Here is a 16,833-nt window from a genome sequence, read left to right on the forward strand (position 1 = left end):
CGAATCAAGTCCAGGGAGGAACAACATGTCCATCAACAGGGCCGCGGCCACCCTTGTCGACGTACCACGCGGACTCGCGGGCGTCGTCGTCACCGACACCGAGATCGGTGACGTCCGAGGGCTCGAGGGCTTCTATCACTACCGCCAGTACTCCGCCGTCGAACTCGCGCGGACCCGCGGCTTCGAGGACGTCTGGCACCTTCTCGTCCACGGCGAACTGCCGGACGCGGGGCAGCGTTCCGCCTTCACCGCCCGCACCGCGGCGCTGCGCCGGCTGCCCGAGGAGGTCCGGGCCGCCCTGCCCGCCCTCGCCGCGGCGAGCCGCACCTCGGGGCCACTGGCCGGGATGCGCACGGCACTGTCGCTGCTGGGCGCGGCCAAGGGCTTCCGGCCGGTGTACGACGTCGACGCGGACCGGCGTCGCGAGGACACCCTGGCCGCGTGCGCCGCCGTACCGACGCTGCTCACCGCGCTGTACCGGCTGGGGCAGGGGCTCGACCCGGTGGAGCCGCGGGAGGATCTCTCCTACGCGGCCAACTACCTCTACATGTTGACGGGGTCGGAACCGGATCCATTGAGGGCGCGGGCGGTCGAGCAATACCTGATCTCAACCATTGACCATGGATTCAATGCATCAACCTTCACCGCTCGGGTCATCGCGTCGACGGGCGCCGATGTGGCGGCGTGTCTGGTGGGGGCCGTGGGTGCGCTGTCCGGGCCGCTGCACGGCGGGGCGCCGAGCCGTGCCCTGGACACCTTGGACGCGATCGGGACGCCGGACCGGATCGACGGCTGGATCCGGGAACGGGTCCTCTCCGGTGAGCGCATCATGGGCTTCGGCCATGCGATCTACCGGACGGAGGATCCCCGTTCGCGGATGCTCCGCGAGATCGCGCAGGGCTTCGGGGGTCCGCGGGTCGACTTCGCCGTCGAGGTCGAGCGACACGTCGAGGCGATTCTCGCGGAGCTGAAGCCCGGCCGCGAACTCCACACCAACGTCGAGTTCTACGCGGGCGTGGTCATGGAACTCTGCGGCCTGCCCCGCGAGATGTTCACCCCCACGTTCGCGGCGGCGCGCGTGGTGGGCTGGAGCGCGAACATCCTGGAACAGGCTTCGGACTCGAAGATCATCCGACCGGTGGCACGGTATGTGGGGCCGGAGGCGCCGGTGGCGGTGCCTGCAGGGGCGTGAGACATACGTGTGGCCTGGCGTCGTTCTGACACCAGGCCTCATCGGTGGCTGATCGAGCAGTGACGGGGTGCCGGGTTGCTCGTCGAACGGGTGGCCCGACCTGCTCGACGGTCGTGTGCGGTCGGGGCGTGGAGGGGGACGGGGGAGGGTCAGGCGTCGGGGATGTCCGCCTTGGCTCGGATCAAGGTCTCCCGGCTCACGATGACGATGCGTTCGTAGTCGGCGCGGGAGGCATCGGCGGGCAGCTCTCGCTCCAGCGCCTCGGTGGCCTCGGTGCCGATGACGGCGAAGTTGCCGTCGCTCAGTTCGAACACGTCGGGGCAGTTGGCTCCAGAGGTACTGCCACGGACGCTCGGAGGCACACCGATGCGGCGCACGATCTTCAAGGGGTACCGGTCCTTAGTTTTGGGCACACTACAACCCAGAAAAATAGCGGGGTTCAAGAGCCGGATGTTGCTGGATGGCCAAAAGTCACTCAAGCGGAGTGATCATCTCGGTGGGTTGCCGACAACCCACCACTCGTCCGTGTCGGCTTCGTCGAGGTCCTGGATGAGACCGTCGACCATACGGCCGATCCTCGCCTCGTCGGCCGACTGCTTCAGGGTTGCACGCTGACCCTTCGAGGCCTCCCAGTACTCCCGCATCACAGGGTTCTGGAAGATCTCGCGCAGCCGCCCGAACAACTCCTTCTCGTCCAGAAGGCCCGCTTTGTGGAGGTGATAGAGGTTGACGTACCAGGCATTGGCGTAGAAGAACTGACGCCGCTTCTCGGCCGGGATGCTCGTGTCGTAGGTGTCGATCACTGCTGCCAGGGACGGGTCGTCGATCGCCCTGGCCAGCAATTCCCAGTGCATGCGCTGCTGATGCGCCAGGGCACTGCGCCGGGAGGCCAATTCCTCGAGTTCCAGTCGCCTGGTCTGCAGGCGCTCCGCCTCCAGACGGCGCTGACGTGCGGCCAGCGTCAACGTGGCGGTGGCGAGCAGGAGACCGGCTGTGACGGAGCCAAGCCTCCCTGCAGCGTTCTTCCGTGTGGCCATGTCAACCCCCGAATCGGGCGGCCGTCCGCCGGTCGTCGGGGTGCGGGTCGACTGAAAGGTACCGGCGAGCGGTGGGCGGCCCTTGCCGTCTCCCAGAGTGCCGAGCGGCTCTGATCGGCGGGAGGCGGAGAGGCGGCGCACGGAAGGAAGCGAGGGTCGCACGCTCCGGCGCTCTGCCCATCGTCTGCCCAGCAAGTGCTGCTAACAATCGTTCACTTCGCGAGGTTTCTTCCCGCTCGTATCCTGGGGTGGCATTACATCCTCGCGTGTGCGCCGGGTCGTGAGCCGGTGCACGCTTCCGCGTCAGAGAGGTCGCACGTTGGGGCACCACGGCAGTCCGCAGCAGATCCCGGTCGTCGTACTCGCCGGATTCCTGGGCTCCGGGAAGACCACCCTCCTCAATCACCTCCTCCACCGCAGCGGAGGCAGCCGTATCGGCGCGATCGTCAACGACTTCGGCGCCGTCGAGATCGACGCCATGGCCGTGGCGGGGGCGCTCGGCGACTCGACCGTCTCGCTCGGCAACGGATGCCTGTGCTGTGCCGTCGACGTGAGTGAACTGGACTCCTATCTGGAGCGGCTCGCCTCGCCCGACACCGGCATCGACGTCATCGTCATCGAGGCCAGCGGGCTCGCCGAACCGCAGGAACTCGTCCGGATGCTGCTCGCCAGCGAGCACCCCGGGATCGTGTACGGCGGGCTCGTCGAGGTCGTCGACGCCGCCGAGTTCCACGCCACCCGCGCCCGGCACCCCGAGATCGACCGCCACCTCGCCCTCGCCGACCTCGTCGTGGTCAACAAGCTCGACCGGGCCGGCGACGGCGAGCGCGTTCTTGCGTTCGTCGGTTCACTCGCCGGCCGTGCCGCCGTCGTGCCCAGCACCTACGGCCGTATCGACCCCGAGCTGCTCTTCGACTGCCGGCCCGCCGAGGAGCGCGTCGGGCAGCTGTCCTTCGACGATCTGCACGACCACAGCGCGAGCGGCGGCCACGACGGGCACCTGCACGCCGCCTACGACAGCCTCTCGTTCGTCTCCGGAGTCCCCCTCGATCCACGCCGGTTGATGGCGTTTCTCGACAGCCGGCCCGAGGGGCTCTACCGGATCAAGGGGTACGTCGACTTCGGGTCCCACGACACCGTGAACCGGTACGCCGTCCACGCCGTCGGACCGTTCCTGCGGTTCTACCCGCAGCCCTGGCTGCCTGCCGGCCCCCGTCTCACCCAACTCGTCCTCATCGGCTCCGGCATCGACACCGACACCCTCGGCAAGGAACTCCATGCGTGTGAGAACGACGCCCCACACGCCGACGAGCACGGCATGTGGGGCGTCCTGCGCTACGTACGGGATCCAGGGGACGAGGAGTCGTACGTGGCCCTCGGTTAGAACACCGGACCCGCCACCACCGACACCGTCTTCGGCAGGGACACGCCCGAACCGTCGCGGCGCGGGTCGATCTCGGGGAGTTCGGCCGGGGCGCCGTTCTTCTGTGCCGCCCGGGCCGGGGTCGGGCCCGTCCAGGCCAGGGCCAGGCAGTCCTCGCCCTTCAGGAACCGCTGGCAGCGCACTCCGCCGGTGGCACGGCCCTTGCGCGGGTACTGGTCGAACGGGGTCAGCTTGGCCGTCGTCTGAACGGAGTCGTCCAGCGTGCCGCGCGAGCCCGCCACCGTGAAGACCACCGCGTCCACGGCCGGATCGACGGCGGTGAAGGAGATCACCTTGGCGCCCTCGGTGAGCTTGACGCCCGCCATACCGCCGGCCGGGCGGCCCTGGGGACGGACCTGGGAGGCCTGGTAGCGCAGCAGTTGCGCGTCGTCCGTGATGAACACCAGGTCCTCCTCGCCGGTGCGCAGCTCCACCGCGCCGACGATGCGGTCACCGTCCTTGAGGGTGATGACCTCCAACTCCTCCTTGTTGGACGGGTAGTCGGGCACCACGCGCTTGACGACGCCCTGTTCCGTGCCGAGCGCCAGGCCCGGGGACGACTCGTCGAGCGTGGTCAGGCACACCACGCTCTCGTCGTCGTCCAGGGAGACGAACTCGGACAGCGGAGCGCCGCCGGCGAGGTTCGGCGCCGCCGCCGTCTCCGGCAGTTGCGGGAGGTCGACCACGTTCACCCGCAGCAGCCGGCCGGCGGACGTCACCACGCCCACCTCGCCGCGCACCGTCCCCGGGACCGCCGAGACGATCACGTCGTGCTTGGCGCGCTTGGCGTCGCCGTCCTCCGGGAAGGGCTCGCCGTTCGCCGTACGCGCCAGCAGACCCGTCGACGACAGCAGCACCCGGACCGGGTCGTCCGCCACCTGGAGCGGCACGGCCGCCGCCGGGGCGCCCCCCGCCTCCAGCAGGACGGTGCGCCGCTCGGTGCCGAACTTCTTGGCCACCGCGGCCAGTTCGGCGGAGACCAGCTTGCGCAGTTCGGTGTCGGACTCCAGGATCCGGGTCAGCTCCGCGATCTCGGTGTTGAGCCGGTCCTTCTCCGCCTCCAGCTCGATGCGGTCGAACTTCGTCAGACGGCGCAGGGGGGTGTCCAGGATGTACTGCGTCTGGATGTCGCTCAGCGAGAAGCGCTCGATCAGGCGCTGCTTCGCCTCCGCGGAGTTGTCGCTGGAGCGGATGAGCCGGATGACCTCGTCGATGTCGACCAGGGCGGTGAGCAGGCCCTCCACCAGGTGCAGTCGGTCGCGCCGCTTGGCGCGGCGGAACTCCGAGCGTCGGCGCACGACCTCGAAGCGGTGGTCGAGGTAGACCTCCAGGAGCTCCTTGAGGCCCAGCGTGAGCGGCTGGCCGTCGACCAGGGCCACGTTGTTGATGCCGAAGGACTCCTCCATCGGCGTCAGCTTGTAGAGCTGCTCCAGGACCGCCTCCGGCACGAAGCCGTTCTTGATCTCGATGACCAGGCGCAGCCCGTGCTCACGGTCCGTGAGGTCCTTGACGTCCGCGATGCCCTGGAGCTTCTTCGAGCCGACCAGGTCCTTGATCTTGGTGATGACCTTCTCCGGGCCGACCGCGAACGGCAGCTCGGTGACGACGAGGCCCTTGCGGCGCGCGGTCACGGTGTCCACGGCCACCGTCGCGCGGATCCTGAACGTGCCGCGGCCCGTCGCGTAGGCGTCGCGGATCCCGGACAGGCCGACGATGCGGCCGCCGGTGGGCAGGTCCGGACCCGGGACGAACTTCATCAGCGTGTCCAGGTCCGCGTTCGGATGGCGGATCAGATGGCGGGCGGCCGCGACGACCTCGCCCAGGTTATGCGGCGGCATGTTGGTGGCCATGCCGACCGCGATGCCCGAGGTGCCGTTGACCAGCAGGTTCGGGAAGGCGGCGGGCAGGGCGACCGGCTCCTGCTCCTGGCCGTCGTAGTTGGGCGCGAAGTCGACCGTGTCCTCGTCGATCGACTCGGTCATCAGGCTCGTCGCCTCGGCCATCCGGCACTCGGTGTACCGCATGGCGGCCGGCGGGTCGTCGTTGCCCAGCGAACCGAAGTTGCCGTGGCCGTCGACCAGCGGGACGCGCATCGAGAACGGCTGGGCCATGCGCACCAGGGCGTCGTAGATCGACGCGTCGCCGTGCGGGTGGAGCTTGCCCATGACGTCGCCGACGACGCGGGCGCACTTCACATAGCCGCGCTCGGGGCGCAGGCCCATCTCGTTCATCTGGTAGACGATGCGGCGGTGCACCGGCTTGAGGCCGTCTCGGGCGTCCGGCAGGGCACGGGAGTAGATGACCGAATACGCGTACTCGAGGTACGAACCCTGCATCTCGTCCACGACGTCGATGTCGAGGATCTTCTCCTCGAACGAGTCGTCGGGCGGCGGGGTCTTCGTGCTGCGGCGGGCCATCGCTGCCGGCTCCTCCTGTTTTCGGGTCGCCCGCCTAAGGGGCGCTCTTGTTGAGGCGTTCAACGCGATCTGACGTGGACCATTGTGGACCGCGGCACTGACAACCCGGGCCGGGCCCCGGTGTCCGGGTCCGCCCGGTGCCGCTCCGCGGCACGATCCCGCAGGCTACGCGATCCGCTGTGGGCGTATGTCCCGCGGGAACTTCGCGCATGGTGCGCACGCTTGCATACAGTGGCAGGACTGGCAGGAAAACCGCGGTTTTCACGACCGCATCCGCGATCGAAGGGACGTACATGCCCATGGGTCACACGGCCACAGCCGAGGCAGGCTCCGGGGGCCTGACAGCGACCGAGCACCGCCTGGCCAACGGTCTGCGCGTGGTGCTCTCCGAGGACCATCTGACCCCGGTCGCGGCGGTCTGCCTCTGGTACGACGTCGGCTCCCGCCACGAAGTCAAGGGGCGTACCGGCCTGGCTCACCTCTTCGAGCACCTGATGTTCCAGGGCTCCGGACAGGTGACGGGCAACGGTCACTTCGAGCTCGTGCAGGGCGCCGGCGGCTCGCTGAACGGCACCACCAGCTTCGAGCGCACCAACTACTTCGAGACCATGCCCGCCCACCAGTTGGAGCTCGCCCTGTGGCTGGAGGCCGACCGGATGGGCTCCCTGCTGGCCGCGCTCGACGACGAGTCCATGGAGAACCAGCGCGACGTCGTCAAGAACGAGCGCCGCCAACGCTACGACAACGTGCCCTACGGCACCGCGTTCGAGAAGCTGACCGCCCTCGCCTACCCGGAGGGCCACCCGTACCACCACACGCCGATCGGCTCGATGGCGGACCTCGACGCGGCCACCCTGGAGGACGCGCGCGCGTTCTTCCGCACGTACTACGCGCCGAACAACGCCGTGCTCTCCGTGGTCGGTGACATCGACCCGCAGCAGACCCTCGCCTGGGTCGAGAAGTACTTCGGCTCGATCCCCGCCCACGACGGCAAGCCCACGCCGCGTGACGGCTCGCTGCCGGACGTCATCGGCGAGCAGCTGCGCGAGGTCGTCGTCGAGGAGGTCCCGGCCCGCGCCCTGATGGCCGCCTACCGGCTCCCCGAGGACGGCACGCGCGAGGCGGACGCGGTCGACGTGGCGCTCACCGTCCTGGGCGGCGGCGAGTCCTCCCGGCTCTACAACCGGCTCGTACGGCGCGACCGTACGGCGGTCGCGGCCGGGTTCGGCCTGCTGCGGCTGGCCGGGGCGCCCTCCCTGGGCTGGCTGGACGTGAAGACCTCCGGCGATGTCGAGGTGCCGGTCATCGAGACCGCGATCGACGAGGAGCTCGCCCGCTTCGCCGAGGAGGGCCCCACGTCCGAGGAAATGGAGCGCGCCCAGGCCCAGTTGGAGCGCGAGTGGCTGGACCGGCTCGGCACGGTCGCGGGCCGCGCCGACGAACTGTGCCGGTACGCCGTCCTGTTCGGCGACCCGCAGCTCGCCCTCACCGCCGTGCAGCGCGTCCTCGCGGTGACCCCGGAGGAGGTCAAGGAGGTCGCCCAGGCCCGGCTGCGCCCCGACAACCGCGCGGTGCTCGTGTACGAGCCGCTGTCGGCCGAGTCCGCGGAGCACACCGAGGACCCGGGCATCCCCGAGGACCCGGAGTCCGAGGCCACCGTCGAAGCCGGCGCCACCGCAGACCAGGACGACAACGAGGAGGCGGCCAAGTGACCGAGCTCGCCGCGATGGAGTTCCACCCCCAGCCCCGCGCGGGCGAGGCGAAGCCGTGGGCCTTCCCGGCCCCCGAGCGAGGCACGCTGGACAACGGCCTGACCGTGCTGCGCTGCCACCGCCCCGGCCAGCAGGTCGTGGCCGTCGAGGTGCTCCTCGACGCGCCCCTGGACGCCGAGCCGGCCGGCTTCGACGGCGTCGCCACGATCATGGCGCGGGCCTTCTCCGAGGGCACCGACAAGCACTCCGCCGAGGAGTTCGCCGCCGAGCTGGAGCGCTGCGGCGCCACCCTCGACGCGCATGCCGACCACCCCGGCGTCAGGCTGAGCCTGGAGGTACCCGCCTCCCGCCTCGGCAAGGCGCTCGGGCTGCTCGCCGACGCCCTCAGGGCGCCGGCGTTCGCGGACAGCGAGGTCGAGCGGCTGGTCCGCAACCGCCTCGACGAGATCCCGCACGAGCTGGCCAACCCCTCCCGCCGCGCTGCCAAGGAGCTCTCCAAGGAGCTGTTCCCGGCGACCGCGCGCATGTCCCGCCCGCGCCAGGGCACCGAGGACACGGTCGAGAAGATCGACGCGGTGGCCGTAAGCGCCTTCTACGACCGGCACGTCAGGCCCGCCACGGCCACCGCCGTGGTCGTCGGCGACCTCACCGGCATCGACCTGGACGAGCTGCTCGGCGAGACCCTGGGCGACTGGACCGGCTCCCAGGCTCAGCCGCGCCCCGTGCCGCCGGTGAGCGCCGACGACACCGGCCGGGTCGTCATCGTGGACCGCCCCGGCGCTGTCCAGACCCAGCTGCTCATCGGCCGCGTCGGCTCCGACCGGCACGACCGCGTGTGGCCCGCGCAGGTGCTCGGCACGTACTGCCTCGGCGGCACCCTCACCTCCCGCCTGGACCGCGTCCTGCGCGAGGAGAAGGGCTACACCTACGGTGTGCGCGCGTTCGGCCAGGTCCTGCGGTCCGCCCCGGACGGCACAGGCGCCTCGATGCTCGCCATCAGCGGCTCCGTGGACACCCCGAACACCGGCCCGGCGCTGGCGGACCTGTGGACCGTGCTGCGCACGCTCGCCGCGGAAGGACTCACCGACGCGGAGCGCGACGTCGCCGTGCAGAACCTGGTCGGCGTGGCGCCGCTCAAGTACGAGACGGCGGCGGCCGTGGCCAGCACGCTCGCCGACCAGGTCGAGCAGTACCTGCCCGACGACTACCAGGCGACGCTGTACCAGCAGCTCGCAGCCACCGGCACCGTGGAGGCCACCGCCGCCGTGGTCAACGCCTTCCCGGTGGAACGGCTGGTCACGGTCCTGGTCGGCGACGCGGCGCAGATCAAGGAGCCCGTGGAGGCTCTCGGCATCGGCGAAGTGAGCGTCGTCTCCGCCGAGTAGAGCACGCGTAGAGCCCGTGTGGTGCACGCGCGCGTGGGGCTCTGACGACCGACGGGTTGTCAGGGCCCTTTCTCATTTCCCCCAGATGTCCGAATTGGGGCGGAGGTTGCCTGTCTGCCCTGTGGGATGCGCTACAAAAGCCCGGATCGGTTTGGGGATTGAAACTTGTCCCGCTTAGCGTCGTCCGGGCTGTTCGTCAGGCAGTGCGCCGCGCCCGCGGCACCGGACAGTCATCGCCGAGTCCCCCTACGGCGCGAGCCAGGGGAGCCGGGGACCCACACGTCCCTGGGGTGAATCGGACGCCCGCGCCGAGCGAGGGGGTCCGTAGGAGACCTTCCTGCTCCGAACCCGTCAGCTAACCCGGTAGGCGAGAAGGAAGGAAAGGACCAGCCACTCCATGGCGTTCACCCGCGCCACCGGGAAGCACCGCCGTCCCACCCGGACACGTCGCACCACCGCTCGCGCGGCGGGCGTCGCGGCCCTCGCCACCACCGGCGTCATGGGCACCCTCGCGGCCACCCCGGCGCTCGCCGCCGAGACCCCGGCCGAGCAGACGGGCCTCATCCCCGTCGTCACCCTCGGCGACTCGGTCGCCCAGCAGATCGACGCCCAGGCCGCAGCCCAGAAGCAGGCCGCCGAGGAGAAGGCGGCCGAGCAGGCCGCGCGCAAGGCGGCCGCGCAGGAGGCCAAGAAGGAGCGCGCGGCCAAGGAGCGCGCCGCCCGCGAGGCCGAGCGCAAGCGCCTCAACGCCTTCGTCGTGCCGATAGCGAACTCGTACGTCTCCACCGGCTACAAGACCGGCGGCTCCCTGTGGTCCTCCGGCGCCCACACCGGCATCGACTTCCACGCCTCCTCCGGCACCACCGTCCACGCGGTCGGCTCGGGCACGGTCGTGTCGACCGGCTGGGGCGGGGCGTACGGCAACCAGATCGTGATCAGGATGGCCGACGGGATGTACACCCAGTACGGCCACCTGTCGTCGATCGGTGTCTCGGTGGGACAGACGGTCGTCCCCGGCCAGCAGATCGGCCTGTCCGGCGCGACCGGCAACGTGACCGGGCCGCACCTCCACTTCGAGGCCCGTACGACCCCGGAGTACGGCTCGGACATCGACCCCGTCGCCTATCTCCGCAAGCACGGCGTGAACGTCTGACGACCCAAGGCGCGACAGCGAGGCCCCGGCTCCCTCGAGCCGGGGCTTTCGTCGTTTCGGACCCCCCGCTGTCCAAAAAATATCCATGGATTCCGGCCCGCCATCGGAAATTCCGGCTCATTGCAATAGAGTCACAGAACACACGTCAATCGTCGACGTTTCACGGGGATTAAGGCGGAGGTCGGTCATGCGTATTCCGGCGCACTCGGTATGCACGGCGATCCGGGACGACATCGTCGCAGGTGTCTACGAGCGCGGCAGCCGGCTCACCGAGGAACTGCTGGCCCGCCGCTACGGCGTCTCGCGCGTCCCCGTCCGCGAGGCTCTGCGCACCCTGGAGGCCGAGGGCTTCGTGGTGACCCGGCGGCACGCGGGCGCGTGCGTCGCCGAACCGACCGAGCAGGAGGCCGCCGACCTGCTGGAGATGCGCATGCTCCTGGAGCCGCTCGGCGCCTCCCGGGCCGCTCAGCGGCGTACCGAGGCGCATCTCAAGGTGCTGCGCGGCCTGGTCAGGCTGGGCCAGGAGCGGGCCAGGCGGGGCAACAGCGAGGACCTGCGCTCGCTGGGCGGCTGGTTCCACGAGACGCTCGCGCAGGCCTCCGGCAGCCATGCCCTGACCTCGATGCTCACCCAGTTGCGGCACAAGATCGCATGGATGTACGCGATCGAGGCGCCCGCCGACCCCGCGGAGTCCTGGGCGGAGCACGGTGCCATCGTGGACGCCGTGGCGCGCGGCGACGGCGAGCGCGCGCGGGCGATCACGGCGCTGCACACCGAGCGCGCGACGACCGCGCACCGGCTGCGATTCGCGCCCGGCGCGGAGCGTGTGAGGAACTCGCAACACCCCGTAAACATGTCGAGCCTGCGGCATTAACACGGGCGCCGTATACAAAGAGGGGATATTCGGGTGGCGTGAATTTCCGCTGACCTTTCTCGCGTGCGCCGTGAATTCATGGCGCACGCCTCATTCGTGCGTCCTGAGTCTGTCCCGCGGTGAATTCACCAGATGTGCCGCGGAAACGCGGAAGCCGCGCCACCCCTGCTGGGCGACGCGGCTTCCCGGTACCGGTCCGGTATGAATCCGGTACGGTTCAGACGGTCTCGGGCAGTTCCTCGAGGCCCTCGGCGACCAGCTTGGCCAGCCGGTCCAGGGCGACGTCCGCGCCTTCGGCGTCGGAGGCGAGGACGATCTCCTCGCCGCCCTGGGCGCCCAGGCCGAGGACGGCCAGCATGGAGGCCGCGTTGACGGGGTTGCCGTCGGCCTTGGCGATCGTCACGGGGACGCCTGCGGCCGTGGCGGCTCGGACGAAGATGGAAGCGGGGCGGGCGTGGAGACCCTCGGCCCAGCCGACGTTGACGCGGCGCTCAGCCATGTGATGCTGCCCTTCAGTGTTCAGGGTTGTCTAGACCAGTTTCCCATATGGTGAAGCATGCCCGGAGCGGTCCTGCGTCCCGCCCAGGCGTGGAGTCGGACCGCGGCCTCGGTCCGACTCCGTTCCCCACAGACTGCCTCGCGCCGTTGTCATTGGCGAGCCGTACTCTGGGGCCCATGCAGACCCCGGCGGACCGGCAGGACCGGCACGAGTACCCCGCCCACTGGGAGGCGGACGTGGTGCTGCGCGACGGTGGCACCGCACGCATCCGGCCGATCACCGTCGACGACGCCGACCGCCTGGTCAGCTTCTACGAGCAGGTCTCGGACGAGTCGAAGTACTACCGCTTCTTCGCGGCGTACCCACGTCTGTCCGCCAAGGACGTCCACCGCTTCACGCACCACGACTTCGTGGACCGGGTGGGGCTCGCGGCCACCATCGGCGGCGAGTTCATCGCCACCGTACGCTACGACCGCATCGGCGCCGGCGGAGCACCCGCCTCCGCCCCCGCCGACGAGGCCGAGGTCGCCTTCCTCGTGCAGGACGCCCAGCAGGGCCGCGGGGTCGCCTCCGCCCTCCTGGAACACATCGCGGCCGTCGCCCGCGAGCGCGGCATCCGCCGGTTCGCCGCCGAGGTGCTGCCCGCCAACACCAAGATGATCAAGGTGTTCACGGACGCCGGGTACACCCAGAAGCGCAGCTTCGAGGACGGCGTCGTACGCCTGGAATTCGACCTCGAACCCACCGACCGGTCCCTTGCAGTGCAGCGCGCGCGGGAGCAGCGCGCGGAGGCGCGGTCCGTACGACGGCTCCTCGCGCCCGGCTCCGTCGCAGTCGTCGGCGTCGGCCGCACGCCCGGCGGGATCGGCCGCGGCCTCCTCGGCAACATCAGGGACGCCGGGTTCACCGGCAGCCTGTACGCGGTCAACAGGGCCTTCCCCGAGGAGCTGAAGGACGTAGACGGAGTGCCGGCGTACCGCTCGGTGCGCGAAATCGGCGGCCATGTCGACCTCGTGGTGGTCGCCGTCCCCGCCGAGCAGGTGCCCCAGGTGGTCACCGAGTGCGGCGAGCACGGGGTGCAAGGGCTCGTGGTGGTCTCCGCCGGCTACGCGGAGAGCGGTCCCGACGGGCGCGAGCGGCAGCGCGAACTCGTCCGGCACGCGCGCACGTACGGCATGCGAATCATCGGGCCGAACGCCTTCGGGATCATCAACACCTCCTCTGAGGTGCGGCTCAACGCCTCGCTCGCACCGGAGATGCCGCGCCCGGGGAGGATCGGGCTGTTCGCCCAGTCCGGCGCCATCGGCATCGCGCTGCTGTCCCGGCTGCACCGGCGCGGGGCAGGAGTCACTGGGGTCACGGGTGTGTCCACGTTCGTGTCGTCAGGCAACCGGGCCGACGTGTCCGGCAACGACGTCATCCAGTACTGGTACGACGACCCCGACACCGACGTCGTCCTCATGTACCTGGAGTCCATCGGTAACCCGCGCAAGTTCACCCGCCTCGCCCGGCGTACGGCCGCGGCGAAGCCGATGGTCGTGGTGCAGGGCGCGGGGTCCGCGCCGCAGGGGCACGCGGTACGGGCGACGCGGTTGCCGCGCGCGACGGTGTCCGCGCTGCTGCGGCAGGCCGGGGTGATCCGGGTCGACACGATCACGGAACTGGTGGACGCGGGGCTGCTGCTCGCGCGTCAGCCGTTGCCCGCCGGGCCCCGGGTGACGATCCTCGGGAACTCCGAGTCGCTGGGGCTGCTGACGTACGACCAATGCCTGGCGGAGGGGTTGCGGCCGTCGCGTCCGGTGGATCTGACGACCGGGGCGACGGCGGAAGACTTCCACCGGGCGCTGTCCGAGGCGCTGGCGGACGAGTCGTGCGACGCGGTGGTCGTGACGGCGATTCCGGCGATCGGGGAGGGGGTGCGGGGGGACGCTGAGTTGGCGGAGGCGTTGCGCTCGGCTTCGGCGGGTGTGCCTGGGAAGACGGTGCTTGTGGTGCATGTGGAGCTTGGGGGGCTTGCTGAGGCGTTGTCGGCTGCGGTCAGTACGGCACCGGCTTCGCTCGAGCGGCGGGACCCCCATCGCCTTGCGCAACGACTGCCCACCGCGGGTGCGGGAGCGGGTGCGGTGCTGCCCACCGTGGTGCCGGTACCGGAAGGCACCGCTCTCATCCCCGCCTACCCCGCCCCCGAGCGCGCCGTCCGGGCCCTCGCCGAAGCCGTGAAGTATGCGCAGTGGCGGCGGGAAGTGATCGATCCCGGGAAGGTGCCCGAGTTCGAGGACATCGACGAGAAGGGGGCCGCCGCCCTGATCGAGGGGCTGCTCACGCGCGGGCAGGGGCTGACACCCGGCGCCGAGGAGACGTGTGAGCTGCTGGCGCGGTACGGCATCCAGGTGCGCTCGGCGATCCCGGCGCTCACCCCCGACACCGCCGCCGAAGCCGCCCGCACCCTCGGCTACCCGGTCGCCCTCAAGGCCACCGCCCCGCATCTGCGCCACCGCGCGGACCTGGGCGGCGTACGGCTCGACCTGGCGGACGAGGAGCAACTGCTGCGGGCGTACGCCGAGTTGACCGAGCTGTTCGGGAAGCCGGAAGAGCTGCGCCCGGTGGTTCAGGCGATGGCACCACGGGGCGTGGACACCCTCGTACGGGCCGTCATCGATCCGGCGGTCGGAGCCGTGGTGTCCTTCGGGCTGGCCGGGGCCGCCTCGCAGCTGCTCGACGACATGGCGCACCGGCTGGTCCCGGTGACCGACCGGGAGGCGACCTCGCTGGTGCGGTCCATCCGGACGGCACCGCTCCTGTTCGGCTGGCGCGGGTCCACCCCCGTCGACACGCCCGCCCTCGAGGAACTGCTGCTGCGCGTGTCCCGGCTGGTCGACGACCACCCCGAGGTCGTCGCCGTCACCCTGGAGCCCGTGGTCGTGGCCCCGCGGGGCCTGAGCGTCCTGGGCGCCACCGTACGACTCGCACCACCGCCCGCCCGCGACGACCTCGGCCCCCGGACACTCCCGGCGTACTAAGAAGAAAGGCGGGGGGCGTGGACGGCGCGCTGTGGCTGCCCGAGGGGAGCTGGTGGGACTGGGAGGTGATCCCCTGGACCGCCGTGGAGTTCCCGTAGAGGCGGCACGGCTTCGCCGCCCGTCGTGGTCGCCTTCGAGGCCGACGCGGCCGGGACGAAAGCCGTCTCCTGTCTCGTCGCCGCCGCGCGGCTGGAGATCGTGCCGGGGCTCGTTCTGCGGCACACGCGTGGACGCGGTTCCCGGCTGCCCGGACCTTCGCGACTGGCCCGGACCCCCCTCGCCCACGGATTAGGATGGACGTCATGGCCAAGACCAGTACGACGACCCAGGGGCTGCGGGCGGCGATCGAGCGCAGCGGCTACTACCCGGCACTCGTGGCCGAGGCGGTGGAGGCCGCCGTGGGCGGCGAGCCCGTCCGGTCGTACCTGGTCCACCAGGAGACGACGTTCGACCAGAACGAGGTGCGCCGGCACGTGACCGTGCTGGTCATCACCGGCAATCGCTTCATCGTCAGCCACACCGACGAGCAGGCCGCCGACAGCACCTCCCCGACGCCGTACGCCACGACGTCCACCGAATCCGTGAAGCTCGGCCGGATCTCCTCGGTCGTGGTGAGCCGTGTCGTCGCCAACCCGGAGCAGTACGCGCCAGGCACGCTGCCCCGCGAGGTCGTGCTGACCATCGGCTGGGGTGCCGTCGCCCGCCTCGACCTCGAGCCCGCCGCCTGCGGCGACCCCAACTGCGAGGCCGACCACGGCTACACGGGCAGCTCCACGGCTGACGACCTCAGCCTGCGCGTCAGCGAGGCGGGGGACGGCCCGGAGACGGTGCGCGAGGCGCTCGCCTTCGCGCAGGCCATCTCCGAGGCGACCGCGGAACTCGACTGATGACAGCCCAGCCCGCCGTCTGGGACGACCACCCGGAACCTCTCGCCCTCGGATCGGCGCCCGTCCCCGAGTACGGCACCGGTTCCCTCGCCGACCTCCTGCCCACCCTGGCCGCCGGAATGTCCGTACCGGGCATGACCGCGGCCATCCCGGAGCTGACCGCGGCCGACCGGAACTGTGTCTTCCTGATCGACGGGCTGGGCTGGGAGCAGCTCACGGCGCACCCGGACGAGGCCCCCTTCCTGACGTCGCTGCTCGGCAGCTCGCGCGGCGGCTCGGGCCGTCCGATCACCGCCGGCTACCCGGCGACCACCGCGACATCCCTCGCCTCCATCGGCACGGGACTGCCGCCCGGCGCGCACGGCCTGCCCGGCTACACGGTCCGCGACCCGGCCACGGGCGAGCTGATGAACCAGCTCCGCTGGCAGCCGTACACCGATCCGCGGACCTGGCAGCCGTACCCCACCGTCTTCCAACTCGCCCACGAGGCGGGCGTGCACGCGGCCCAGGTCTCGTCGCCCACCTTCCAGAACACCCCGCTCACCAAGGTCGCGCTCAGTGGCGGAACGTTTCACGGGCGGCTGACCGGTGAGGACCGTATGGATCTCGCCGCCGAGCAACTGGCCGCCGCCGACCGTTCCCTGGTCTATACGTACTACGCCGAACTGGACGGCGCGGGCCACCGCTACGGCGTCGCCTCCGACACCTGGCGCGGTCAGCTCATGTACGTCGACCGGCTCGTCCAGCGTCTCGCCGAGCAGCTCCCGCCGCGCAGCGCGCTCTATGTCACCGCCGACCACGGCATGGTCGACGTGCCGTTCGACGAGGAGCACCGCATCGACTTCGACGCGGACTGGGAATTGCGCGCCGGGGTCGCCCTGCTGGGCGGCGAGGGCCGGGCCCGCCACGTCTACGCGCTGCCGGGTGCCGCGAGCGACGTTCTGACCTGTTGGCGCGAGGTCATCGGTGAGCAGTTCTGGGTGGCCTCGCGGGACGAGGCGATCGCGGCGGGCTGGTTCGGTCCGCAGGTGGACGACCGGGTGTACGAGCGCATCGGCGACGTGGTCGCCGCCGCTCATGACGACGTCCTCATCATCGCCTCCGAGCGGGAGCCCAAGGAGTCGGCGATGGTCGGCAACCACGGTTCGATGACCCCCATCGAGCAGTTCGTGCCGCTGCTCGAAGCACGCTCCTGAATCTCCGCCGCCCGTCTCTCCCGTTCCACGCCGAAAGG

13 protein-coding genes and 1 riboswitch are annotated in these 16,833 nt (G+C 70.7%); of the genes, 9 read left to right on the forward strand and 4 right to left on the reverse strand.

The genetic code is table 11. The features are described from left to right. Positions 1-25 precede the first annotated feature (25 nt). Positions 26-1,192, forward strand: a complete 1,167-nt coding sequence (locus tag ACFYXB_RS26935) for a citrate synthase (protein WP_389586687.1) — start codon at positions 26-28, stop codon at positions 1,190-1,192. Positions 1,193-1,341: 149 nt separating this feature from the next. Here ACFYXB_RS26935 and ACFYXB_RS26940 read toward each other — a convergent pair whose 3' ends face one another. Together ACFYXB_RS26940 and ACFYXB_RS26945 are read right to left on the reverse strand one after the other, a co-directional pair. After that, positions 1,342-1,578 carry a hypothetical protein gene (locus tag ACFYXB_RS26940; protein WP_389586689.1) on the reverse strand — a complete coding sequence of 79 codons (237 nt, stop codon included), beginning with the start codon at positions 1,576-1,578 and terminating at the stop codon, positions 1,342-1,344. 102 nt (positions 1,579-1,680) lie between these two features. After that, positions 1,681-2,229: a DUF6082 family protein gene (locus tag ACFYXB_RS26945; protein WP_389586691.1), complete on the reverse strand. Its 549-nt coding sequence runs from the start codon at positions 2,227-2,229 to the stop codon at positions 1,681-1,683. 319 nt (positions 2,230-2,548) lie between these two features. On the opposite strand from ACFYXB_RS26945, the gene ACFYXB_RS26950 reads away from it, so the two are divergent. Next, a complete protein-coding gene (locus ACFYXB_RS26950; protein WP_389586693.1) occupies positions 2,549-3,613 on the forward strand; it encodes a CobW family GTP-binding protein in 1,065 nt (354 codons plus the stop codon). Here the strand turns inward: ACFYXB_RS26950 and ACFYXB_RS26955 are convergent. Then, on the reverse strand, positions 3,610-6,069 hold the full coding sequence (locus ACFYXB_RS26955) for a DNA topoisomerase (ATP-hydrolyzing) subunit A (protein ID WP_389586695.1): 2,460 nt from the start codon (positions 6,067-6,069) through the stop codon (positions 3,610-3,612). The genes ACFYXB_RS26950 and ACFYXB_RS26955 overlap by 4 nt on opposite strands. 293 nt (positions 6,070-6,362) lie before the next feature. On the opposite strand from ACFYXB_RS26955, the gene ACFYXB_RS26960 reads away from it, so the two are divergent. From ACFYXB_RS26960 to ACFYXB_RS26975, 4 genes are all read left to right on the forward strand, one after another. Continuing rightward, a complete protein-coding gene (locus ACFYXB_RS26960; RefSeq protein WP_389586696.1) occupies positions 6,363-7,781 on the forward strand; it encodes a M16 family metallopeptidase in 1,419 nt (472 codons plus the stop codon). After that, the gene (locus ACFYXB_RS26965) at positions 7,778-9,166 is read left to right on the forward strand and encodes a M16 family metallopeptidase (protein ID WP_388497832.1); all 1,389 of its coding nucleotides are present in this window, start codon (positions 7,778-7,780) and stop codon (positions 9,164-9,166) included. Before ACFYXB_RS26960 ends, ACFYXB_RS26965 begins: the two co-directional genes overlap by 4 nt. A 224-nt stretch (positions 9,167-9,390) precedes the next feature. After that, positions 9,391-9,550, forward strand: a riboswitch (cyclic di-AMP (ydaO/yuaA leader). 13 nt (positions 9,551-9,563) lie between these two features. After that, entirely contained in the window at positions 9,564-10,319 is a 756-nt protein-coding gene (locus ACFYXB_RS26970) for a M23 family metallopeptidase (RefSeq protein ID WP_389586698.1), read from the forward strand. 187 nt (positions 10,320-10,506) lie between these two features. Continuing rightward, positions 10,507-11,193, forward strand: a complete 687-nt coding sequence (locus ACFYXB_RS26975) for a GntR family transcriptional regulator (protein ID WP_389586700.1) — start codon at positions 10,507-10,509, stop codon at positions 11,191-11,193. A 217-nt stretch (positions 11,194-11,410) separates the two neighbouring features. Here the strand turns inward: ACFYXB_RS26975 and ACFYXB_RS26980 are convergent, their stop codons facing one another. After that, a complete protein-coding gene (locus ACFYXB_RS26980; RefSeq protein WP_053655224.1) occupies positions 11,411-11,692 on the reverse strand; it encodes an HPr family phosphocarrier protein in 282 nt (93 codons plus the stop codon). A 176-nt stretch (positions 11,693-11,868) separates the two neighbouring features. On the opposite strand from ACFYXB_RS26980, the gene ACFYXB_RS26985 reads away from it, so the two are divergent. From ACFYXB_RS26985 to ACFYXB_RS26995, 3 genes are all read left to right on the forward strand, one after another. Beyond that, positions 11,869-14,712 (forward strand): GNAT family N-acetyltransferase, encoded by a 2,844-nt coding sequence (locus ACFYXB_RS26985; protein ID WP_389586701.1) that lies wholly within the window; start codon positions 11,869-11,871, stop codon positions 14,710-14,712. A 302-nt stretch (positions 14,713-15,014) separates the two neighbouring features. Next, entirely contained in the window at positions 15,015-15,599 is a 585-nt protein-coding gene (locus ACFYXB_RS26990; RefSeq protein WP_351348296.1) for a DUF5998 family protein, read from the forward strand. Next, on the forward strand, positions 15,599-16,795 hold the full coding sequence (locus ACFYXB_RS26995) for an alkaline phosphatase family protein (RefSeq protein WP_389586703.1): 1,197 nt from the start codon (positions 15,599-15,601) through the stop codon (positions 16,793-16,795). The genes ACFYXB_RS26990 and ACFYXB_RS26995 overlap by 1 nt, the downstream gene beginning before the upstream one ends. The last annotated feature ends 38 nt before the right edge of the window (positions 16,796-16,833 follow it).

Origin of the sequence: Streptomyces sp. NPDC002619 (genome assembly GCF_042889305.1) — a bacterium.
Taxonomy (GTDB): domain Bacteria; phylum Actinomycetota; class Actinomycetes; order Streptomycetales; family Streptomycetaceae; genus Streptomyces.